Source organism: Bradyrhizobium sp. FW305-F6 (assembly GCF_058782905.1).
This window is the reverse complement of the sequence record NZ_JBYSYD010000005.1, coordinates 24,630-46,957: the sequence shown is the minus strand read 5'-3', so window position 1 is coordinate 46,957 and position 22,328 is coordinate 24,630. Positions and strand designations below refer to the sequence as shown.

Genomic DNA, 22,328 nt, shown 5'->3' with positions numbered 1-22,328 from the left:
CCACGGCGCACTAGGCCTATGACCCCACGAGCGGATGCTATACGGGTGACGGGGCGGGCCGAATGGAGCTGCCGTCCAGCGCCTCGTTCTTTGTGCTCCAGCCGAAGCGGCGTTTTGATCACGATACGGTGCAGCAGTGGCTGGTGTTGAACTTACATATGCGATCCCGGATATCCACGGCTGCGCAGACCTGCTCAAACTGGCCGTGGATCGGATCATGGACCATACGAGGGGTCGGCAAGCAAGAATCGTCACATTGGGCGACTACGTCGACCGCGGTCCACGGAGCGCAGAAGTCCTTGAGCTCATCATGAACTGGCCGGATCGCCATCCCCGGCTGATTGTCCTGAAAGGCAATCACGAGGTGATGATGCTAGCGGCTTGCCTCGGTCAAGCAAAACACCAATGGTGGATGCAGAACGGCGGCGCGCAGACGCTTGCTTCGTATGGCCTCGACCCGGCAAACCCTGCCGACCTGAGACGATTGCCTACGGCTCACTTGCAGTTCATCGCGCAACTGCCTCGGATCCATGTGGATCAGCAGCGAATCTTCGTGCACGCCGGAGTGGACCCCGATCAACCCCTGGAAGCGCAGTCCGAGCGCACTCTTCTGTGGAAGCGCTACCAGCCCCAGTTCGAGCAGGGGCATGGCCAACGTCACGTTGTGCACGGACATGACGCGAACCCTTCCGGCCCTCTTCTGACCGCTGGCCGGACCAATCTCGACTGCATGGCTTGGAAAACCGGACGTCTGGCCATCGGTGTTTTCGATGACGCGCGGCCCGGCGGCCCCCGCGAAATTCTGGAGATCGAGACCTCCCGGTAGGTGGCCCCTCACTGCGCGCAGGCCTCTTGCAGGCATGCGAGAGCGTTGGGGCCAGCCGCTTGCCTTGGGAGCCGAACGAAGCTAACGGCTGAACATGCGCCGCGAAGACCGCGCTATTGTGACGGGTCCGTACAATCGGCAAGCCCGGATTTTGCAGACTCTGCGAATTGTGCCCCGACATTGAGAGCAATGGAGCGCTCGAGAGCAGATTTGCATTGCGGCCGGTCTTTGAGCTCGTGGTAGCTCTTCCCAAGGAAATAGTACGCGGTTGCGTCCTCAGGGCGTTTGCTGACGACCTCCTTCAAGAGTTCGACCGCGCGCGGATAGTTTTCGGCCTTAAATTGAAGAATGCCAACCGCCCGTCCGATCTCGGGATCGCTCGGATAGCTCTGCCTCGCTTTCGAGGCTACTTCCAAAGCTTTCGGATTGTTACCCGTCTTGCCGGCATACAGCAGTGTGAGTTCTCGCGCAGCAGGTGCGAACTCCGGGTACATTGCAAGCAGCTTCTCGTATCCCTGGATGGCGCCGTCGGTGTCCGCCCTTTTCGAGGCGAGCTCGCTCATTCGCTTGAGTGCGACGGGATCGTCCGGATAGTCCTTCAGGAAAGCCTTGATCCGAGTTTCATCCGGTGCGGCGCCGCCGCCTTCCATGGACAGGAAATCGATACGGCGCTGGCTCTCTGATCGAAACGGCGTATCGACTGGGGATTGCGCTACTCTTGCGAAAGCAGCTGCGGCGGCGCTCTCGTCGCCGGTAGCGTAGGCAGCCATTCCATAATGAAACTGGATATCCGGATCGTTCTGGTTCTTCGACGCGCTGTCACGCAGCAGCGATAACGCCTCGCGGTATTGGTGCTTCTTGTACAGGATCCAACCCAACGTGTCGCTGACCCGGGAGTCGCTCGGAGCTGCATCCTGGGCCTTCTTGGCCAGGTCCGATGCCTTCTCGATGTCGCCCTGGTTGGAGTAAATGACAGCCAGGTTATTCAGCGCCATCGCATTGTTGGGTGCCACCGCCAGCGCAGCCTCATAAGCCTCTCGCGCGGCCTGGATATTCTTCTGCTGCTCCTGGAGAGTGGCCAGGAGAATGAGCGGAGCCACGGTCTTCTTTCGGGTCGTGATCTCCGTGAGCTTCTTGATCGCCATCTCAGGCTTCTTCGCAGCGATATATGTTCGCCCGAGCAGCAGTTGGGCGAGTTCCAGATCGGGGTCTATCTCGAGCGCTTTGCCCAGGTCCTGCTCGGCACCGTCATAGTCGCCCTTGTCAAGCTTCACCTTGCCGGACAAGCCCCACCACTGGGCCTCTGCGGGATGCTTGTCGAGTTGCTGCTTTACGCGCGCCAGCGCCGCATCGAAATTCCTGGATTGTACGTCGAGGTTGACCAGCGCTTCCGTTGCAGGCCCGAAATCGGGCGAGACCAACAAGCTCTTCTCGAAGCTTTGCCGCGCCTCTGCTGCTTGTCCCTTGGCGACATAGATCGCACCCATCGCTTGATGCGGAAGCGGATTTCTCGGAAACAGTCCGGCCATCCGCTGGTACACCTCGAGCGCACTGTCGGTGTTTTGCTGCGACAGATAGGCAGCAGCGAGCAGGTTATATGCCTCCGGGCCCGGTTGCCGGGCGATCACGGGGGTGAGGAGATCGACGGCAGACGCTCCGCTGCCCTTGCGAATCTTCAGATCGGCGAGAAGAAGAGCTGCCTGATCAAAGGTAGGTGCAAGCTGAAGGGAGGATGTGAGCAGGCCCTCGGCGCTGTCAACGTACTTGCGCGCATTGACCACGTCGACGGTGCGCGCGACCATCAGATACGCGCGCGCGAGGCTATACAAGAGTTGAGGGCTCTGGCCGCTGAGCTTGAGCGCCTGGTCGAATGATCGTATCGCGGCAGTAGGATCGTTCTTTTCGAGGCTGATATTTCCGCTGATCAACAATGCATCGAAATTGATGGGATCCTGCGACAGCACGTTCTGAACCCGGCTGACGCACGCCTCATCCTGCTTGGCAGAGCATGCCAACTTCATCAGTATCACGCGGGGCGGCAGATAAGACGGAGATTTTTCGTTCAGTTTCTGCAGGACGTCGCGCGCACGATCCTGATTGTTGGTGGCAATCAGGAAGTCAGCATAACGGATCGTGGCAGCATATCGCGGCGGCTCGAGTTCCGCCGCCGCACGGTATGCGGTCTCGGCGGCGGTCAAATCCTTTCGCTTCCAGTTGAGCGTGGCCATGGCCGTCAGCGCGCCGGAAGATTTCGGATCAAGGCGGAGCGCTTCCTGAAATTGCTGTTCGGCCGCTGGGTCGTTGCCTTGGCGGGCCTCAAGCACGCCGCGTGCCACGTGGTAGCCCGCTTGATCGCCGTTCTTCTTCGTCAACTCGTCCAGAATGCCCCGGATGTCGCTGATGGCATTGCTGGTGTCGCCGCTATCGGCAAGCAGAATCGCTGCGTCCTCCTGCTTGGGCGATAGCTCGAGCACCCTGGTCGCGACCTCCCGGGCGGCCTTGTACTCCCGGGTCAGGAGATGCGCGAGGCCGAGCTTCGTTTGAATTTCTGCGTCGTCCGGCTTCAGTTCGGCAGCCTGCTTCAGGAACGGAATTGCAACCGGCCATTGGCCTTGCTCGCTGTAGAGCAGAGCCAATCCACGGATGGCTTCCGGTTGGGACGGGCTCTGCCGCAAGGCTGCCCTCAAGTTCTTTTCCGCCACGTCGAACTGGTTGTTAATGCGGGCATTTTCGCCCGCTGTCAGCAGGTCCTTTAGGGCGTCGGCCTTGGTCTCCGGGCGGCCACAGGCCGCCACGAGGAGCGGCACCAGGAGGGCCATTAACAGGGTGGGAGCGCGCCGCATTGGGGAACCCTCAAAAGTGACCGCCTGAAAAGGTCATCATTTCGCGCTTTCGGCGGCCAGATTAATCGTTTTACATAATAGTGTTTGGCAGATGCCGACGGTTTTGTGCTACTCCAAAAGCACAGAAGAAATCATTGTTCTACATGTCTTTTGAAGCGGTTTTATACAAGGGGCCGGGAGCCTGCAGTGTCAATAGAAGTTGTCCAATCTTCGTTAACTGCGAGCCGAGCCGAGGGGAGACCGGCCTGGCTGAGCCTGCAGCGCGATGAGTTGTTTTGTGCCCTCTACGTCGTAGCTTGCGCCAACGGCCTACTGGGCCGCTTCATCCAGGCCATTCACGCCGATAGCGCGTTGGCGTCGGCATTGAGCATAGACATCAACGCTGTCGTGTTTTTTGCCTGCTTTGCGGGTCTGTCGATGATGTTCTCCAGCGCCAGGCAGGGCGTCGGGATCCAGCAGATCGGAAAATGGGACGTCGCGATAGCTGCAGTTTTCTTGATCCTGGTAGCGCTTCCGATCTATCCGTTGAGTTGGATCGCTGTGACGGGTCTTAGCGTCTATATCGTGCTGTTCGCCTCCGATAATCCCGATCGGGTGCGAGGCGCCATCATTCTATTTGCCCTCGCGGTTCCGATGTTCTGGAGCCGCCTGCTGTTTCAGATGTTTGCCAAGACCATCCTTGATATCGATGCGCTGCTGGTCGCGACCGTGCTGGATTCCTCGCGTGCCGGAAACATGGTGCGTTTTGCGGACGACTCTGGCTACATGATCGTATTGGCGCCCTGTTCGTCGCTGGCGAACATGTCGCTGGCGTTTCTCTGCTGGATCAGCATTTCTCAATGGGTTCGGCATTCATGGTCGAAAATCGATCTGCTCTGGTCCGGCCTCGCCTGTCTCTCTGTCGTTGCAGTCAATGTCACGCGCATCAGCCTGATGGGTTTAGGGCAATCCTGGTACGCAGCGATCCATAATCAATGGGGTGATCTCGTGACCAATACAGTCATGCTGATATTAATGGTCACGTTCAGCCTTGTCGGAGCCAGACGTGAAATATTCGCGCGGATTTAAGTTTCTGCTGGGGGCAGCATTAATATCGACGCTCGGCTTCAAGTTGTTGCTGAAGCCGGCGACCTCCAGCGAAAACCCCGCGACCGCGGCGCAATCGAGATTGGCTGACTTTCTCACCCGACAGCACTTCAGGGTCTCGGTCGTGGAAAATGCCGCGGAGGGTCAAGCCTCGATTATTGCGTCCACGGGCGTTTGCCGCATCCTTGCGGTTCGCTCGCCGGCAATGGGTTGGGACCGCGATCTCGTGCGACGTCAAGCCTCCCCTGGCGACGAGGTCTTCGTCCTGTATCGCGGCAAAATCTACGACGAGCAGCCGACTTTGCGCACTGTCTCGGATTTCCTTTGGGGCCGCATCTTGCGAGAACTTGGAATAAGCTCGACACAAAGAGCAGTATACGCGATTATTTCGCCAAGAAGCTGCAATGCATCCTTTTTGCCCTGGGATGAACTGGCGGCCGTCGATCGGGGGCCGCCGTCGGTTTGAATTAACTTGATTGCCAGATAAATGTCGCTTTCCATGCGGCAGCGCGGTATATTTAATGAAATATTGCCTGTTGCTTGAATGCAACAGTGTCCTTTAACTTTAGCTTTGGGAACTTGCTGTGAACGAAATTGTACCAATGCGTTCGACGTCAGGATCGCCCACACACTCCGTTGCGGCGGCGCCAAGTTTTGCCCAAAAGGTTGACACCGTCATCGGATTTCTCCGCCGCCGATGGATGATCATTACTGTTTGTGTTGCTGCCGCTCTTCCATTTGGCGCGATCAATCATTTCTTCTCCAAGCCGACATACACCTCCTCGTCGACCATTATGGTCGATCCCCGGGTGACCCAGCTATTTCCCAATTCATTGGTCCCCGACGCCTCGCGAGATCCTTCCTGGGTTGAGAACCAGATCGGCGTACTGAAGTCCCAGGGCGTCGCCGCCTATGTCGTCAAGCAGCTTCGCCTCGCTGATGACCCCGAATTCCTGCGAGAGGATCCTGGTGTCTTCGCATCCATGCTCGAGTATTTTGGCGTCACCGCGGGACTGAAGAGGATCGGACTGGGCGGAGCGCTGACCGCCGTCGGCCTTGCAGAATCCGATCGGCAGAGAAGCGAAGCTGAGCGCATCGGCGAGGCGCAGGGGGCCTTCACACGCCGTATTGACGTGAAGCGGGTAGGCCTTAGCAACATGCTGCGGGTCGAGTTTCGTTCGCGGAACCCGGATCAGGCGGTGAAGGTCGCGAACACGATGGTGGACGCGTACATCTACGATCAACTGACCGCGAAGTACCAAGCCAATCGCCGCGCGAGCGACTGGCTCCTGGAAAGACTGCAGGTACTGCGGGAGGATGCTGCCAATGCCGAGCGCGCGGTCCTGGAGTTCAAGTCGAAGAACAATATCGTGGCAGCCGGCGGAAAACTGGTCAACGACCAGGAAATGATGGATGCCACGGCCAAGCTCGCGTCGAGCAAGGCCGCCGTCTCCGACATCCAGGCCCGCCTGAATCGTATCGATGCCGTCGTCAAGTCCGGTCAGTCCAGTGCGGATTCCGGTTTCGACGAAACCATTGCGGCGGCCGATGAGACCACCAGCGACGCGATGCAGAACTCCATCATCGGGCAGCTGCGAAAGCAGTACCTTGACCTCGTAAACCGCGAATTGTCGTGGTCAGCCCAATACGGCAAGAACCATGTGGCGGTCGTGAATCTGCAAAAGCAGATCAGGGACATCCGACGCTCGATGATGAGCGAATTGGTCCGCATTCGGGAATCACTGAAGAGCGAATACGAGATCGCCAGCCAGCGCCAGGCGACGGCGGAGAAGACTCTTGCGGACGTCATCGCGCAATCAAAGGGCGTGAACCAGGCGCAGATTACCTTGTTCAACCTGGAAGCCACCGCGCAAAGCTATCGGCGCCTCTACGATAATTTCCTGCAACGTCATACGGAGGCGGTTCAGCAACAGACGCTGCCCGTCACGGAAGCGCGGGCGATTTCTCCCGCGGCGGTTTATCAAACCGGTCCCAAGCGGGGTATGATCTGGTTGACCACCCTGTTGGCTGGGGCGGGGATCGGCGTTGGCTTTGGTGCGCTCCGCGAGTTGATGGATCGAGGTTTCCGTACCAAGGAGCAGGTGCAGAGCGCGCTGTCGCTACAGTGTCTGAGCCTTGTTCCGGTTCTCACGGACCGCGCAATGCTCGGTATCTTGAATGACCCACGGACGCGTGCATTGCAGGCCCGCACCAGTCCAACTGTTGCAGAGGTGATCCGAAACACGATGGTGAGCCGGATACACAAGACCTCCCGGCTGATGCGAACGGTCCAGCAGGCACCCGATTCGATCCTCGCGGAATCGGTCCGGATGATCAGGCTGAACCTGGAGCTGGAGGGACAATCCGATTCGCGTCGGGTCCTCGGTGTGACTTCCGCGTTCCCGGGCGAAGGCAAGTCGTCGCTTGCAGCTGCCCTCGCAACCGTGATTGCCCAGGGTGGGCAGCAGGTCATCCTGGTCGATTGTGATCTTCGCAATCCGTCTCTGTCGCGTGCTTTGTCCCCGGATGCGAAACTCGGGGTCGTTGATGCGGTCCATGGTCATTCCAACTTTCAGGAGCTGATTTGGACGGATCCGGCAACAAATCTGTCGTTCCTGCCGGGTGCTGCGAGAGCCGCAATCTCTCCAAGCGAGTTCCTTGCCTCTCCCGAGGCCGCAACCTTGTTCGCTGCTCTTCGAAAAGTCTTCGACTACGTCATCGTTGATCTGCCGCCGCTGTTGGCTGCGACTGACGTGCGCGCCGCCTCGCAGCTTCTGGACTCCTACCTTCTGGTGGTTGAATGGGGGCAAACGAAGATCGACGCGGTTCAGTACGCCCTGCGGCATGCGCCCGGCGTGTACGAGCGGACGGCCGGTATCGTTCTAAACAAGGTCGATGTGGAAGCGATGGGGCGGTACGATACGTATGGCGGGATGTACTATGGATACTCCTACGGGACACCGCCGGGCAGCGTGCCTGCGAACGGACGGGCCGAGCTTTCGGCGTGATCAATCCGATAAGGTCAATACGTGGGCTGCGTGCTCATGACCTCCTGCTGTTTCCGACGGTCATCGGCGCGGATAGGAGATTGTGTTCCGCGGCAACAGCGGCCTTTTCTGATGAACTCCACCACGATCGGTAGTGGCGTTGGCTGAACAACTTCTAAGTCGCCCTGAACAGGGCCCAATGAGCTCATGGCACTCGTAGACAACGCTCCGGACGGTCATCGCCTGATAGATGCCCCGCAGGACAAGCACAGCCTAACGATCGAGCCGGGCGGGATCGACCGGCGGTACTGGCAGCACCTTTGGAGCTACCGGGAGCTCTTCATCGTCCTCGCACGTCGCGACATCTCGGTCCGGTACAAGCAGACCGTCATCGGAGTTGCCTGGGCAGTCATCCGGCCGTTGCTGACGATGCTCATATTCACGATCGTGTTCAGCCGTATTGCCCAGCTTCCATCCGGAGTGGCGGTCCCATATCCGCTCATGGTTTTCGTGGGAATGCTGCCGTGGACGTTCTTCTCTTCATCTGTCAGTGAGGCGGCGAATAGCGTCGTGCAGAATTCCGCATTGGTGAGCAAGGTGTATTTTCCGCGGGTTATCATCCCGTTCGCCAGCGTGGTTACGGCGTTCGTCGACTTTATGATCGGGATCGTCCTACTTACGATTCTGATGCTGTTCTATCGCGTCGCTCCAGGCTGGCACATTGTCTATTTGCCCTTGTTCTTCATGCTGGCTTTCGCCCTGAGCCTGGGTTCCGGGCTCTTTTTCGCTGCACTTAACGTTAAGTACAGGGATTTCCGGCACGTGATCCCGTTTCTGGTACAGCTGGGCCTCTACGTTTCGCCGGTTGGATTTAGCACCTCCGTCGTCCCAAGTGACTGGCGCGTCCTCTACGCGCTCAACCCGATGGTTGCCGTCATCGATGGCTTCAGGTGGTGCTTGATCGAGGGTGCGCCGGCGCCCGAAGCTTCGACCCTCGCCATTGGCGTTGCGGCTGCGCTGGGTCTGCTCACCTTGGGAATTTGGAAATTCCGCTCCACCGAGCGCGAGTTTGCCGACCAGATTTGAGATTGGTAGATGCGTGACGTTGCCATATCGGTCGAAGGGTTATCGAAGCGCTATTGGCTGGGGCATCGACAGAATTCGTCCAGCAATCTCCTGCGCGACGCGATCGTCGGCCAATTCCGGTCATTGGCGCGGAATACTGCCGATTTGTTCTCCGGGCGCCAGATCATCCAGGGCGATACTCTTGAGGAGTATTGGGCGCTCCGCGACGTTCGATTCGACGTCGGCGCAGGCGAAGTGCTCGGTCTCATCGGACGAAACGGAGCGGGAAAGTCCACGCTGCTAAAGATATTGAGCCGGATCACGGAGCCCGATGCCGGAAGGGCCGTCATTAAAGGCAGGGTCGCCAGCCTGCTCGAGGTCGGTACCGGGTTTCATCCGGAACTCAGTGGACGCGAGAATATCTTTCTGAACGGCGCCATCCTGGGCATGAGCCGGGCCGAAATCCGGGCTCGGTTTGACGAGATTGTCGCATTCGCGGGCGTCGAACGGTTCTTGGATACGCCGGTCAAACGATACAGCAGCGGCATGTACGTTCGGCTGGCGTTCTCGATCGCAGCGCACCTCGAACCTGAGATCCTGATCGTGGACGAAGTGCTGGCGGTTGGCGATGCCGAATTCCAGAAGAAGTGTCTCGGGAAGATGCAGTCGGTCGCGACGAAGGACCACAGGACGGTGCTCTTCGTCAGCCACAACATGCAGGCCGTGCAGTCGCTGTGCGATCGGGTCTTGCTGCTGGAAGGCGGACGAGTCGCTCGGCAAGGTTCTGCGCGGGACGTGGTTGCGAGCTATCTCTCCGACAGCCAGACTGAAACTGGCGTGAGAGAGTGGCCCGTCGACAAGGCGCCGCAACGAGATGGCATCGCGCTGGCGGCTGTTCGTCTGTTGAGGGACGACGGTCTACCCTCCAGCATCTTCGAGAGTGATGGCGACATCAACATCGAGCTCGAGTTTACGGTCTCGGAAGTTCCCGCCGGAACGTTTTGCGGAGGGTTCGATCTTTTTGACTCCGAGGGCAGTACGATATTCCGCACCTATCAAACCGATGCTCAGCGGCAGGACTGGCTCGAGCCTCACGTGGGACAAAACGTCTGGCGTTGCAGGATTCCGAGCGGCCTGCTGAATGAAGGGACCTTTTACGTCAGCCCGCGGCTTAGTATTCACAACGTGGTTTGGCTGGTCAAAGAAGATGCGGTGATTCAATTTCAGGTCCGGCTGCGCCATGGGAAATCCCCATTGTGGGACACCATCGAGGGGACCAGGCCCGGTCAGATCGCGCCCATTCTGGAGTGGTCGCGGCCAGCCGGTATGATCTCCTGAGAGGGCTAGGGGATGCTTCCAAAGATCTCGATCATTACGCCGTCCTTCAATCAAGGGGCCTTCATTGAGCAGACAATCCGCTCGGTGCTCGATCAGGGTTACCCCAACCTTGAATACATCGTGATCGATGGCGGCAGCACGGACGAGACGGTCTCCGTCATCAAGCGCTACAGCGACCGCATCACCCACTGGGTGAGCGAATCCGATCGCGGGCAAACCCATGCGATCAACAAAGGCCTGACGAAGGCCACCGGCGATATCATCGCCTATATCAACAGTGATGATTATTATCTGCCCGGGGCATTCGAGAAGGTCGCGCGTTACTGGCTCCAACATGACGATTGTGATCTCATCCACGGCCAATGTGAGATCGTCGATCACGTGGGACAGCTGATCAGGTTGCAGCAAGGCGACATCAGCAGCCTCGAACAGTGCCTGGACTTGTGGGCAGTCTGGTGGGGCGGACGAAATTTTGTTCAACCGGAAGTCTTCTGGACGCGTCGCGTGACCGAGAGGATTGGCCCTTTCCGCGAAGATCTCCACTGGGTCATGGACTACGATTATTGGACCCGGATCTTTGCTGCTGGAGGGAAGGCTGGATTCTTAGGCGATCGCCTGGCGGCTTTCCGCCTTCATCCGCTGCAGAAGTCCACACAGCCTGAGCGTACAGCCGATGAACTCCTCGGTGTCGTACGACCCTATCTGTTCTCGAAGAGCACTCCAATCAGAAGGAGAGAGCAGATCCGTCTCCGCGCTGAATGGATGTATCACGCGGAATTCCTTCCACGCGTGCGCGATTCGATCGCTTCCAACGACCTCCCCGCGCGCCGGAGGGCCAAACTCGCCGGCTACACATTGTCCCACCCGAGTGTTCTGCTATCGCGGCCTTTCAGAACTCGATTGACAGCCTCGGTGAGGCCTTTGTTCTCGAACACTGTCCTTGGAGGCAAACTGTGAGCATCGGAGCGGTTCTTCTGCGTCTTCGTCAAAAGTACGGTCGCGGATTGCGCGTTGCATATGCTCGCGATCACGTGCGGCCCCGAATTCTGAATACGGCGCCGGTCACCGACACGAGCGACTCGCGGTGCGAAATCCATGTCCTGACGTCGGCGCAGGATTGGATCAACCTCCTTTGGACCTTGAAGTCGTTCTACTTCATGAGCGACCGCCACTACGCACTATGCGTACATGAAGATGGTTCGGTTCCGCCGGAAGGTCTGGAAGCATTCAAGAAGCACTTCCCGGCCGCCCGCATCCTGCTTCGAGCTGAGGCTGATCGGCAAGCGCGAGACTTCCTCCGCGGCTATCCAAAGTGCGAGGCCTTTCGGCAATCGAACGCATTGGCTCTCAAGCTGTTCGATTTCAGGATGAGTCTGCGATCGCCGAGGATGCTGCTTTTCGATAGCGATCTCCTGTTCTTTCGCGAGCCGTCGGTCTTCCTGAGTCGCGCTGAAGATCCGGCCTATCTCCGCAATACATTCAATCGAGATGTCGCAACTTCATATGCGCTCGATTCGAGGATCGTGAAGGCGCGCCTCGGTTTCGAAGTCACGGAAGAGATCAATTCCGGATTCGGCGTCATCCATCCGGACTCGATGCGGCTGGACTGGATTGAGGAGTGCCTCGGTCTGGATGGCATCCTGGACGGCCATCCATGGCGCATCGAGCAGACGCTGTTTGCCCTGTTGAGCTCGCGCTACGGTGTGGAGTTGCTGCCGCAAGACTATCAGGTCTATCTGACGCCGGGCCTCGGCGATCGGCCATTTCGCCACTACGTCGGTGCCGTTCGGCATCTGATGTACAGCGAAGGAATGCTTCGCCTCGTCAAGCAAGGTCTCCTCGACATGAAGTCGGCGCCATTGTCGACGGACCAGGCGACGGTCACCATGAAGACGGCATTGTCGCAGAGGAGCAGCGCCTGATGCTCGTTTCGATCCTCATCCCCTGCTACAACGCGCGGCAATGGGTCGGTCAGGCAATCGAGAGTGCGCTGGCCCAAACTTGGCCGAATGTCGAGGTCATCGTTGTCGATGACGGCTCAACGGACGGTAGCTTCGATGTCATTCAGTCGTACGGTGATCGCATTCGATGCGAGCGCGGACCTAATCGAGGCGGGAATCAAACGCGAAATCGGCTGCTCGAACTTGCCCGGGGTGAGTGGGTCCAGTACCTCGACGCCGACGATTATCTGCTGCCCGACAAGATAGAAAACCAAGCGAGGTTTATTCAGGCGCTGCGGGATGTCGATCTCGTCATTGGACCAGCGATTTGGGAGTACTATTCATCTGACGGCTCTCGCCGAGAGATCATGGAGATTCCCGAACCGTTGGATTATTGGTCACTTCTCGCTAGTTGGAAGTTGCCGCAGACCGGTGCGCCGCTTTGGCGCAAAGCTGCAATCCTGGACGTTGGCGGATGGGATCCGAAGCAGCCGTGCTGTCAGGAGCATGAACTGTATCTGCGCCTGCTGATGGGAGGTAAGCGATTTGCCTTCTGCCCGAAGAGCGGTGCTGTGTATCGCCAGTGGAGCGACCAGACGCTGTGCAAGCGCGACATCAAATTGGTCCACACCCGCCGGCTGATGATAGAGCAGCAGCTCGAGGATTCTCTTAGGAACCGCGGTGAACTTACCTCCAGCCGCTTGTTCGCTATCAATCTGGCGCGCTTCGAGATTGCGCGGAGCGCCTGGGCATATGACAGAGCACGGTCCATCGGCCTCATCCGCCAGATATTTGCGACCGACTGGTGGTTCTCGCCCCGCGGCGGAGCAGCGCCGCTCGGATATCGATTCGTCTTTCACGCATTTGGATTTCGGGCCGCCGAGGCCATTGGCCAGATGCTCAGGAGCGGTCTTTGGAGCCGAACCTGATGTCGGGAGAAGCAGGACCTGACAGCGATGGGTACGGAGACCATCCATACCTGCTTCTTGCGACCGACAGCGATGTTCAAGGAGCTTATTCCGGATATACGCAGCTCGCAAAGCATGTGCCGCATGCCGCTTTGCTCAGAAACCGTAGGCGAGAACCGCGGACTGTCTTGGAGCGCGGGGCTCAGCGCTGGATCAATCAGTTTACTGGTTCAAGCTGGTATCGGTTCAGCTCGATGCAGCCCGAGCTTCGTGCGTGGCTTCAATGCCAGACCGGATTTGAGGGCCTGGTGCATTTCCTCTGGGGGGAGCGGGACTGGGGAATTATCGATCGCCTGCCCTCCAGACGCCGGCCTAAAGTGTGCGCCACCTTTCATGCATGTACCGATACATTGCCCGACACCCTTCGCGCTAGCCGGCTGAAAAGCCTCGATGGCGTCATCCTGATGAGTGAAACGCAACGCGAGTTCTTTCTGAACCGCGGCGTCGAGAACGAGAAGATTGAGGTCATTCCGCACGGTATCGACCTGAGTTATTTTCATCGTTCCGAAGCCGCGACCGGCGACCAGTTCACGGTCCTGTCCGTCGGAAGCTATCGTCGCCGCTTCGATCTGCTGAAGAATGTCATAGAGATCATCGGCGGCATTCGTCCGGAAATTTCGTTCGTGATAGTAGCTTCTCCCGACAAGACGCGAGAACTTGAGGGGCTTGCGAATGTCAAAGTTTTAGCGGGTGTGTCCGACTCTGATCTTCGCCGGCTATACAGCTCTTCATCATGTCTCCTGATGACCTTGCAGGCGGCGACCGCCAACAACGCTATCCTGGAAGCAATGGCTTGCGAACTGCCGATTGTGAGTGAGGATGTCGGTGGCATCAGAGAGTATGTCGGCGAGGCCGGGATCCTGGCTCCTTCGGGTTCGGTAGATGCCCTGGTTGAAGCCATCCTGTCGCTGCACGGTAACAGAGATTTGGCGGCGCGCCTTGGACGGATCGGTGGAATCCGGGCGAAGAGCTTTGATTGGCCGATCATTGCGGAGCGGACGACAGCCTTTTACAGGCGTGTCTTGGCAGCCTGAGATGCAAGGCGTATTTGGATGGGCCAGACCGTGAGCATCCGGGACGAGTTCGCCAACAGGATCATGCGCTATCCAGGGGCGATAGCCATGCGCCTCCGCATTGCGCGGCTCCGGTTGCTGGGAGCACAAATTGGAGATCGCTGCTGGATACGGCGGGTCAGCGTACCCCGAAATCCCTGGGATCTCGTTCTTTCCGACGGTGTTGCGTTGGACGATGGCGTGATCCTGCTCAGCAGTGGCGAGAGGGGACGCCAGCCCAAAATCCATATTGGCGCGAGGACCTACGTCAACCGCTACACGATGTTTGATGCGTCCGATCGGATCGAAGTCGGGAATGACTGCATGATAGGTCCATTCTGCTACATTACCGACCATGATCATGCCGCCGGCGCGGAGGGGCGTCGCGCCGATCAGCCGCTGGTTAGTTTGTCCGTGACAATCGGTCCAAACGTGTGGATAGGCGCTGGTGCGATCATCCTGAAGGGCGTGCAGATCGGCGCAAATGCGGTCATTGGCGCGGGGGCGGTCGTCACGCGATCGGTGGACGAGAGTAAGGTCGTCGCCGGGATTCCTGCCAGGTCCATACATCAGGCGGGGCGGTGAGCCGTGGCTCCGAGCCAGGAGGGAAGGGCGCCCGTCTCCGTCATCATACCGACATATGGTCGCGGGACCGCGATCATCAAGGTGCTCGAGCGCATTGCGGTCTGCCGACCTTCCCCTGCCAAAATCATTGTTCATCTCGATGCCCCCGCCGACAATGCGCTCGCGGAGATCAGCAGGCTGTTTCCCGACATTATCGTGTTGAGTTCGAATACAAGACTGGGGCCCGGAGGTGGGCGACATCGAGCCCTGATGGCTTGCGACACGCCTTTTGCGGTGAGCTTTGACGACGATTCATATCCGATCGACCAACAATTCTTCTCCGAGGTCGAGCGGCTGTTCGTACAGAACGAGGATGTCGCGCTGCTGGCCGCTCAGATCTGGCACCGAAACGAAGACGTGCCCGAACTGTCGGATTGGATGTACGACCGGCCTAGCTTTGTGGGTTGTGGTTTCGCAATCCGGGTCGAGGCCTATCGACAGATCCGCGGCTATTTGCCGAGGCCCGTAGCTTACGGCGTCGAGGAGACGGATGTCAGCCTGCAGCTTTTCGCGGCGCGACAGCGCATCTGCCAGGTGGGAGCGTTGCGCGTGTTTCACGATACGGATTTGAAGCATCATAGTTCCGCGGTGATCACGGCCGCCAGCATCACCAACCTCGCGCTCTACGCGTTCCTGCACTACCCAGTATCGCGTCTTGGTTGGGGCGTTCTGCAGGTCGCAAACCGGGTAAGGTTTCTGGCAAGTCGCCGCCGCTTCCGAGGGATCATCACCGGCTTCCTGGCTATTCCGCTAGACTGCTATCGGTTTCGGCAATATAGAGACCCGGTTGATCCTGATGTTCTATCTCGCTTTTTCAGATTAATCTCCCGCGATCCAAAGCCCACGATGCAGGGTTCGGTTAACGGATCATAGCTGGGCCTGTAGGATATTGGATGTGAGCAGTGCGAAATGGGTCTGCTGTCAACTCGGCGGGCGCGAGCATTACGCAATTCCACGGCTGCATCACCGAGGTGGGCATCTCGCCCGCCTGATAACCGATCTGTGGATCCCGCCGGGATCCCTCCTGCGTCCCCTCGCCGGGGCAGGCGCCGCATCGCGCTTCCATCCCGAACTGGCCGACGCACCGGTCAGCGCCTCCAATTGGGAAAGCCTGGTATTCGAATTGTCCGCCAAAGCTCGGCGCCGGGGCGGGTGGGACCTGATGATGGCAAGGAACGAGAGATTCCAGGCCTACGCCGTGCGGGTGTTGTCTGGTCTTCGGAAGCCAAGTAGGGGCTCTGGAGTGGTCATGGCGTATAGCTATGCCGCAAGAGATATCTTCCGGTGGGCTCGTCGCCAAGGATGGCGGACGGTGCTGGCGCAGATCGACCCCGGCCCGCCGGAGCAGCGCATTCTTCAAAAGCTTCATCAAGCGTCCGGCCTGTCGCATGCTTGGCAGCCGCCGCCCGACGTTTACTGGCAGGGCTGGCGCGAAGAATGCGAGCTTGCCGATCGCATCGTGGTCAATTCAAGATGGTCAGAGCACGCGCTGCTGGAGGAGGGGATCGCGGGTTCGAAGATCTCGTGCATTCCGCTCGCCTACGAGGCCGCACGGGCGCCGTCCCAGCGGTCCTATCCGGAGCAGTTCTCGCACGAGCGTCCCATGCGGGTGCTCTTTCTCGGGCAGGTGAACCTGAGAAAGGGGATCGGGCCGCTCCTGGAGGCGATCGACAAGCTAAGGGACGAGCCGATCGAGTTCACATTCGTGGGGCCAGTCCAGTTCGAGATCCCGCAGGACTTTCGGCTCCAGCCGCGCATCAAATGGATCGGCCACGTGCCCCACGGTGAGACGGCACGCCACTATGAATACGCCGACCTGATGATCTTCCCGACCTTTTCGGATGGATTTGGCCTGACCCAACTCGAGGCTCAAGGCTGGCGCTTGCCCATCATTGCGTCGAGGTCCTGCGGCGACGTGGTTCAGGATGGGCGGAATGGGCTGCTCCTACCGGAGGTGTCCGCTGACGCGATTGCGTCGGCACTGACGAAACTCCTCAGGCAGCCAGCAGAATTGAGAAGAATGTCGAACGCCTCCTCGGTCGACGCTCAGTTTTCCTTGGATAGTGTCGGGAAGAGATGGAATGAGCTCATCGATTGAAACCGCACTGAGCGATCGCCGCGAACCGAGCGCTCCCGAGCGTGCGAACGTCGTTCGTCACAAGGTGACCTTCGTGACGATCGTTCCATCGCCATATCAGCGAGATCTTTTCGCAGCGTTGGCGAAGCGGCGCGAGATCGATCTGAACGTGTATTACATGGAGGCCGGTTCTCCCGATTCGCCATGGCCGGCCGTCGATCTCGAGCGTTACGAGCATATCTTGCCGGGGTCGTGGTACCCGATCGGGCCGGTGCGCGCCCATGTCAACTGGCGGCTCCCCGACCTTGCGGACGCCGACTTCGTCGTTCTCAGCAGCTACACCTCGCTGACCGGCCAGTGGCTGATGCGCGCACGACTGAAGCGCTCTCGCTGGATTTTCTGGGGAGAACGCCCTCGTGCTCACATCGGGGGGAAGGGATGGGTCCAGCGCCTTTTGATGAGCCCGATCTCCACGGCCGAAGCGATTGTCGGCATCGGTGACGCTGCAAGGCGCATCTATCAGGACCAGTTTCCCGGTCAACGGACTTTCAACATTCCCTACCATTGCGACATCGAGGAATTTCACCGCATCGAGCGGCCCAAACGGTCGGAAGGCCCGCTGACATTTCTGTTCTGCGGTCAGATGATCGCGCGCAAGGGGCTCGATGTCCTGCTTACAGCTTTCGATCGCCTGGTGCTGTCGGGACATGACGCCAAGCTGCGTCTCGTCGGCCGGGAAGCCGAGCTTCCCGAAATGCTGCGTCTCGTCGATGCGAAGACAAAAAGCCGCATCGACTATCTCGGTTTTCAACCTCCCGAGCGGCTGCCCGAGTTCTTCGCCGGCAACGACGTCTTCGTGCTGCCGAGCCGGCATGACGGCTGGGGCGTCGTCGTCAACCAGGCGCTGGCCACAGGGATTCCGGTGATCTGCTCCGACAATGTGGGTGCGGCCATGGATCTGGTGAAGCCGGGGGTCAACGGTCTTCTCGTCAAGGCGGGAGACGTGGACAGCCTTGCCGATGCGCTTCGGCAGGTGGCGGAAAGGCCGGCGGTGCTCGACGAGTGGAGCAGGAATGCGCGGGAAACGTCGCGCGACCTGACTCCCGAAGCCGGTGCCGAGAAGTGGGTCCGCGTGTTCGACAGCTTGGCGCAAAGCCGGAACGATCGGTCGTAGGAAGCGGGCCTGGACGCATTCATGAAGATACTGTTGGTGAGCAGCGGATCCGGTTCGCGCGGTGGCGGCGAGATCTTTCTCCTCTATCTCGGTCGCGCGCTGGCAGCCCGCGGCCATTCGATCATGACCTGGATGCCGACGCATCGCCGGATGGACGAGCTTGCGTCGCAATGCGCGGAATTTTCCGAAGTGATCCGGGCGGACTACGTCAACACCTATGATCATCGGTCAAGGTCGCTCGCGACGCTGTTCAACGCGAAGCAGACCCGCGCGATCGCAAGTCAGTGGCGCGCGCTCGCGCCGGATATCGTTCACGTCAACAAGCAGAATCTGGAAGATGGGCTCGATCTGCTGCGCGCGGCGCGCATCAGCGAATTGCCGTCCGTGTGCACCGTCCATCTCACCCAGACCGCGCGGTACTTGCGGGCGCGTGGTGCCCTGCTGCGGGACGTCGTGGCAGGGTTTGAATTGCGGAAGTTCAAAGGCGCGTTTGCCGCCGTGCAGGACGTGCGCCGCAAGGAGCTGTCCTCCTTTCTCGGGCCTGACGCGCGGACGGAGACGATCTTCAACGGCGTCCCGCTGGTCGACCTCGACCGTCAGCAAGCGATGAGGCAGGCGGCACGCGCGGAGCTCGGCGTCACCGACGACCAGTTTCTCATCGTCGGCCTTGGCCGCCTGGTCGCGCAGAAGAACCCGTTCGCGTTCCTTGAGGTTGCGCGCAAGCTCTGCCGGAAGCACGACCATCTCCGCTTCGTCTGGGTCGGGGACGGTGAGCTGGCCGGGGAATGGAAAGCGGCGGTCGAGCGCGAGGGCCTGGGGCAGGCGATCCGGTGCGCCGGCTGGAAGTCGGAGGTGCGGCCCTATCTGGCGGCAGCCGACCTGTTCCTGCATACCGCTGAGTATGAAGGGCTGCCATTTGCCCTGATCGAGGCCATGAGCATGGGGCTGCCTTCTGCGGTCTCCTCCACCGTCGCGGCGGAACTTCCGTTCCTCAACCCCGGCAATGCCATATTTTACGACCGTGACGACCGTCTGGAGCATTACATCGTTCATCCGCAGGAGCTTGGCGAGATCGGAAAAGCCGGGCGTGTTATGGTTACCCAGCAGTTCTCGGATACCGCGATGGCCGCGGGCTATGAAAGGCTTTATGCCGGGGAAACGGCGAGGTGTTCATGACGTCAGTTCCGATGACGGCGGGTGCAATGCAGGCCGGCCAACGAAATTCAAATGCGCCGACGTTGATCCTGGTCGCCGGGCTCGCGGTGACCTGGCTCGCGCTGCCGTCGGACGATGCGGAATCCCTGTTCAGGACCGCGGCGATCGGCGTCGGGATTGCGCTCGTGCTGAGCACGGCCATGGAAGCGCTCCAGGGCGTGCGCGCCCTGATCCGCACCGACAACCTGATGCTCTGGGTGCTGTACGGGCTCACCTTGCTGGAGTTTCTGTTCCCGCAGCCTGACGTCAATGGCGCCGTGAGCGTCGAAGCCGCCACGCGCGGCGCAACGGCAGTACTGCTGGGGTTTTTAGGTATGAGTCTCGGTCGTCATCTCGTCTCCCAAACGGTTATTTCGAGTTCGCCAATCGATCTGAAGCCAGCTTATTTGTTCGGACTATTTGCTATTGCGTTTATCGTCGGCTATTTGCACATCTTTCTTGCTGTCAGTTTCAACCCCGTTGAAATGATCGAACAAATGCTTCGGCCCAGGTTTTCGCAATCCTGGGGCAGAGGAAAATTTGGCAATATTTATAGTCTCCTCTACGAACTCAGCTTGCTCATATATCTACTTCCCCCTATCGCGGGAATGATCTTCGCGCAGGCGGCTCGGTTTTCGGTGGCGCAGAAATTTTTTGTGATTCTCGTGCTGTCGTTGACGTTTTTCTACGCGTTCACCTCAGGAACGAGAAACATACTCGGGACATACGTTATTTCGATGTTTGGTGCGTACGTCCTCAGCAAGCCGGACCTCAAGCTCAAGCAGGTGCTGATGTTTGGAGTGCCGCTCGCTGGTTTACTGGTGTTCGCAAGCGCGCTGATGCTCGAGTTTCGGTCCGGCGGCAGCGTTGCAGCGATTGTTTCGGAGGAGCGCCACTACAACACACTTTATATCGACCATAACATCGTCAATCTCTCGAACTTGACCAACGTCTTTCCAGACGCAGTCTCGTATCTCGGCTTTGAGATCCCGTATCAAGCTATCATCAAGCCCATCCCCCGGGCTCTATGGCCTGGAAAGCCGGAGGGACTGAGTACCAGCATCGAGGCGGCGCTCGGCATGAATGACGGCGTCACCACGTTTTCCTGCACTTTCGTGGGAGAGGCGTACATGGCAGCCGGATTCTTGGGAGTAGTTATTGCCGGGCTAGCCTTTGGAGCTGCCGCGGGCGCATGGAATCGGATTGGTAGACAATCAAGGTCGGCGTTTTTCCAGGTCCTATATGCATCTGGATTTCTCTGTGCTGCGATGGCGATGCGCAGCCTGCTAACCATGGTTCCCTACATGTTGCCTACATTCGCATTGTGGCTCATGGGGAGATACTGGCTTCCGAAATCCTGAAGACTTCAGAGCAAATAGTCGTCCATCAATTTCGATGCCCTACAACATTCTCCATGTCATTCCCTACATGCATCCGAGCGCCGGCGGGCCTCCGGTCGTGGTCGAGAATTTTGTCAAGGCGGCGAACGAGCTGGGGCATCGCTCGCGTATCCTCTCGACGCCAGACTACTGCAATGGGGACGAGCGCGAGCTGCTGAAGCGGCTCGAGCTGATTGCTCCGACAACCTTCCTGAGCCCGCGCGAGACGCTTCCCTTGATCGGTCGGGCGGGATCGGGAACGATCGAGAGCTGGGTTCGCGAGGCCGATGTCGTCCATGTGCATACGCTCTGGAGCCCGTTGAATGTCTCCGCCCGCCAGGCCTGCGCCCGGCTCGGCCGTCCCTACGTGCTCATGCCGCATGGCATGCTCGATCCCTACTCGCTGTCGGTCAAGGCGCTGAAGAAATCGATCTATCTGCACGTGTTCGAGAAGCACAACATCGCCCGCGCGGCCCGGATCATCTACACCACCCCCGAGGAGGAGCGTCTGGCGAAGCTGGCGGGCTTGCCGCTGCCGGCAGGCGAGCTCGTCCCGCTCGGCGCGAGCGCAAGCACGGCGTCGAAGAGCCAGTTGCAGGCAAGGTTCGTGTCGCAGTTTCCTGAAGCCGCAGGCAAGAGGGTGTTGCTGTTCCTGGGCAGGGTCCACCCGAAGAAGGGCCTGGATCGCATCCTCCGCTGCATGCACGCGCTTCGGGAGACGGTCCCGAATCTGCTGCTCGTGGTCGCCGGCGATGGTGATGCCGGCTACGTCGGCGAGCTCAGGCAAAGCGCGAGGGAGCTGTCCCTGGAGGACAGCGTGCTGTTCGCCGGCCGCCTCGATGGCGAGTTGAAATGGGCTTCCTTCGCGGCGGCAGAGCTCTTCCTGCTGCCGTCGCGGCAGGAGAATTTCGCAATCACCGTCGCCGAGGCGATGCAGATGGGCGTGCCTGTTATCGTGACGGACAAGGTGAACACCTGGCCCTATGTGCAAGAGGCGGGAGCGGGCCTCGTCGTGGACGAGCGCGAGGTCGATGCGATGCTGCCGCGCGCCGTCGCGGAGATCCTGGGCGACGATGCAGCGCGCGCCAGGATGGGTGCCCAGGGCGCCGCTTATGCGCGCGAGCGATTGACCTGGCCGAGAGCCATCCGCGAGTTGCTCGCTTGCTATGATCGGGTCATCTCGGAGAGCCGGTGAGGAGGCGATTGCAGTGAAGGCGAACCGATTTCAGGACCTGTCCCGCTTTGCCGGGACGGCGCGGGGTCGCGAGGCCTGGCGGGCCCAGCTCTGGTGGCTGTTCCAGTCGCTTCTCGTGCTCCCGACGCCGCAATTCATGTTCGCCTGGCGACGCTTCGCGCTTGTCCTGTTCGGCGCCAAGATCGGGAAGCGGGTCCTCATTCGTCCGGGGGTCAGGGTGACCTATCCCTGGAACGTGACGATCGGCGATCATGTCTGGATCGGCGACAACGCAACCCTCTATTCGGTGGCCGAGATCTCGATCGGATCGCATACCGTCATCTCGCAGGACGCCTATCTGTGCGCCGGCACCCATGACCACCGCGACATCACGTTTCCATTCAAGGCCTCGCCGATCCGCATCGCGGACGAATGTTGGGTTGCGGCGCGTGGGTTCATCGGGCCCGGGGTCGACCTCGGCGAAGGAGCCGTGGTTGCCGCGGGAGCAGTGGTGACCGAGAGCATTCCGGCTGCTGTCATTGTCGCCGGCGTGCCGGCGAAGAAGATCGGGGATCGCATGGCTTCGGGTAAGAGCTAGCCA

At 59.5% G+C, this 22,328-nt stretch carries 19 protein-coding genes; 18 read left to right on the top strand and 1 reads right to left on the bottom strand.

Going from position 1 to position 22,328, the window contains the following annotated elements; all coding sequences use genetic code 11:
• Positions 1-136 precede the first annotated feature (136 nt).
• Entirely contained in the window at positions 137-826 is a 690-nt protein-coding gene (locus tag AC3WLX_RS28305) for a metallophosphoesterase family protein (protein ID WP_492338459.1), read from the top strand.
• A 113-nt stretch (positions 827-939) separates the two neighbouring features.
• On the opposite strand, the gene AC3WLX_RS28300 is transcribed toward AC3WLX_RS28305, so the two are convergent.
• Positions 940-3,669: a tetratricopeptide repeat protein gene (locus AC3WLX_RS28300; protein ID WP_492338458.1), complete on the bottom strand. Its 2,730-nt coding sequence runs from the start codon at positions 3,667-3,669 to the stop codon at positions 940-942.
• A 186-nt stretch (positions 3,670-3,855) separates the two neighbouring features.
• Between AC3WLX_RS28300 and AC3WLX_RS28295 the strand changes: the two genes are divergently transcribed.
• From AC3WLX_RS28295 to AC3WLX_RS28215, 17 genes are all read left to right on the top strand, one after another.
• A complete protein-coding gene (locus tag AC3WLX_RS28295) occupies positions 3,856-4,737 on the top strand; it encodes a hypothetical protein (protein ID WP_291617773.1) in 882 nt (293 codons plus the stop codon).
• Positions 4,715-5,221 (top strand): hypothetical protein, encoded by a 507-nt coding sequence (locus AC3WLX_RS28290; RefSeq protein WP_291617774.1) that lies wholly within the window; start codon positions 4,715-4,717, stop codon positions 5,219-5,221. The genes AC3WLX_RS28295 and AC3WLX_RS28290 overlap by 23 nt, the downstream gene beginning before the upstream one ends.
• 136 nt (positions 5,222-5,357) lie before the next feature.
• A complete protein-coding gene (locus AC3WLX_RS28285) occupies positions 5,358-7,763 on the top strand; it encodes an AAA family ATPase (protein WP_492338457.1) in 2,406 nt (801 codons plus the stop codon).
• Between the two features lie 186 nt (positions 7,764-7,949).
• Complete coding sequence (locus tag AC3WLX_RS28280) at positions 7,950-8,828, top strand: ABC transporter permease (RefSeq protein ID WP_492338456.1); 879 nt, start codon at positions 7,950-7,952, stop codon at positions 8,826-8,828.
• A 9-nt stretch (positions 8,829-8,837) separates the two neighbouring features.
• Entirely contained in the window at positions 8,838-10,145 is a 1,308-nt protein-coding gene (locus tag AC3WLX_RS28275) for an ABC transporter ATP-binding protein (RefSeq protein ID WP_492338455.1), read from the top strand.
• 12 nt (positions 10,146-10,157) lie between these two features.
• Positions 10,158-11,102 (top strand): glycosyltransferase family 2 protein, encoded by a 945-nt coding sequence (locus tag AC3WLX_RS28270; protein WP_492338454.1) that lies wholly within the window; start codon positions 10,158-10,160, stop codon positions 11,100-11,102.
• On the top strand, positions 11,099-12,067 hold the full coding sequence (locus AC3WLX_RS28265; RefSeq protein WP_492338453.1) for a hypothetical protein: 969 nt from the start codon (positions 11,099-11,101) through the stop codon (positions 12,065-12,067). The genes AC3WLX_RS28270 and AC3WLX_RS28265 overlap by 4 nt, the downstream gene beginning before the upstream one ends.
• Entirely contained in the window at positions 12,067-13,014 is a 948-nt protein-coding gene (locus AC3WLX_RS28260; protein WP_492338452.1) for a glycosyltransferase family 2 protein, read from the top strand. The genes AC3WLX_RS28265 and AC3WLX_RS28260 overlap by 1 nt, the downstream gene beginning before the upstream one ends.
• Positions 12,999-14,087, top strand: a complete 1,089-nt coding sequence (locus tag AC3WLX_RS28255; RefSeq protein ID WP_492338451.1) for a glycosyltransferase family 4 protein — start codon at positions 12,999-13,001, stop codon at positions 14,085-14,087. Before AC3WLX_RS28260 ends, AC3WLX_RS28255 begins: the two co-directional genes overlap by 16 nt.
• Positions 14,088-14,105: 18 nt before the next feature.
• Positions 14,106-14,690 (top strand): acyltransferase, encoded by a 585-nt coding sequence (locus AC3WLX_RS28250; RefSeq protein WP_291617778.1) that lies wholly within the window; start codon positions 14,106-14,108, stop codon positions 14,688-14,690.
• A gap of 3 nt (positions 14,691-14,693) precedes the next feature.
• On the top strand, positions 14,694-15,602 hold the full coding sequence (locus AC3WLX_RS28245) for a glycosyltransferase family 2 protein (protein WP_492338450.1): 909 nt from the start codon (positions 14,694-14,696) through the stop codon (positions 15,600-15,602).
• A 22-nt stretch (positions 15,603-15,624) separates the two neighbouring features.
• Complete coding sequence (locus AC3WLX_RS28240) at positions 15,625-16,827, top strand: glycosyltransferase family 4 protein (protein ID WP_492338449.1); 1,203 nt, start codon at positions 15,625-15,627, stop codon at positions 16,825-16,827.
• Complete coding sequence (locus AC3WLX_RS28235; RefSeq protein ID WP_492338448.1) at positions 16,811-17,980, top strand: glycosyltransferase family 4 protein; 1,170 nt, start codon at positions 16,811-16,813, stop codon at positions 17,978-17,980. Before AC3WLX_RS28240 ends, AC3WLX_RS28235 begins: the two co-directional genes overlap by 17 nt.
• Before the next feature lie 21 nt (positions 17,981-18,001).
• A complete protein-coding gene (locus tag AC3WLX_RS28230; protein WP_492338447.1) occupies positions 18,002-19,156 on the top strand; it encodes a glycosyltransferase family 4 protein in 1,155 nt (384 codons plus the stop codon).
• Positions 19,153-20,535 carry an O-antigen polymerase gene (locus tag AC3WLX_RS28225; protein ID WP_492338446.1) on the top strand — a complete coding sequence of 461 codons (1,383 nt, stop codon included), beginning with the start codon at positions 19,153-19,155 and terminating at the stop codon, positions 20,533-20,535. Before AC3WLX_RS28230 ends, AC3WLX_RS28225 begins: the two co-directional genes overlap by 4 nt.
• A gap of 34 nt (positions 20,536-20,569) precedes the next feature.
• A complete protein-coding gene (locus AC3WLX_RS28220) occupies positions 20,570-21,748 on the top strand; it encodes a glycosyltransferase (RefSeq protein WP_492338445.1) in 1,179 nt (392 codons plus the stop codon).
• Positions 21,749-21,761: 13 nt separating this feature from the next.
• Positions 21,762-22,325, top strand: coding sequence for a WcaF family extracellular polysaccharide biosynthesis acetyltransferase (locus AC3WLX_RS28215; protein ID WP_492338444.1), 564 nt, complete (start codon positions 21,762-21,764; stop codon positions 22,323-22,325).
• Positions 22,326-22,328: the final 3 nt, after the last annotated feature.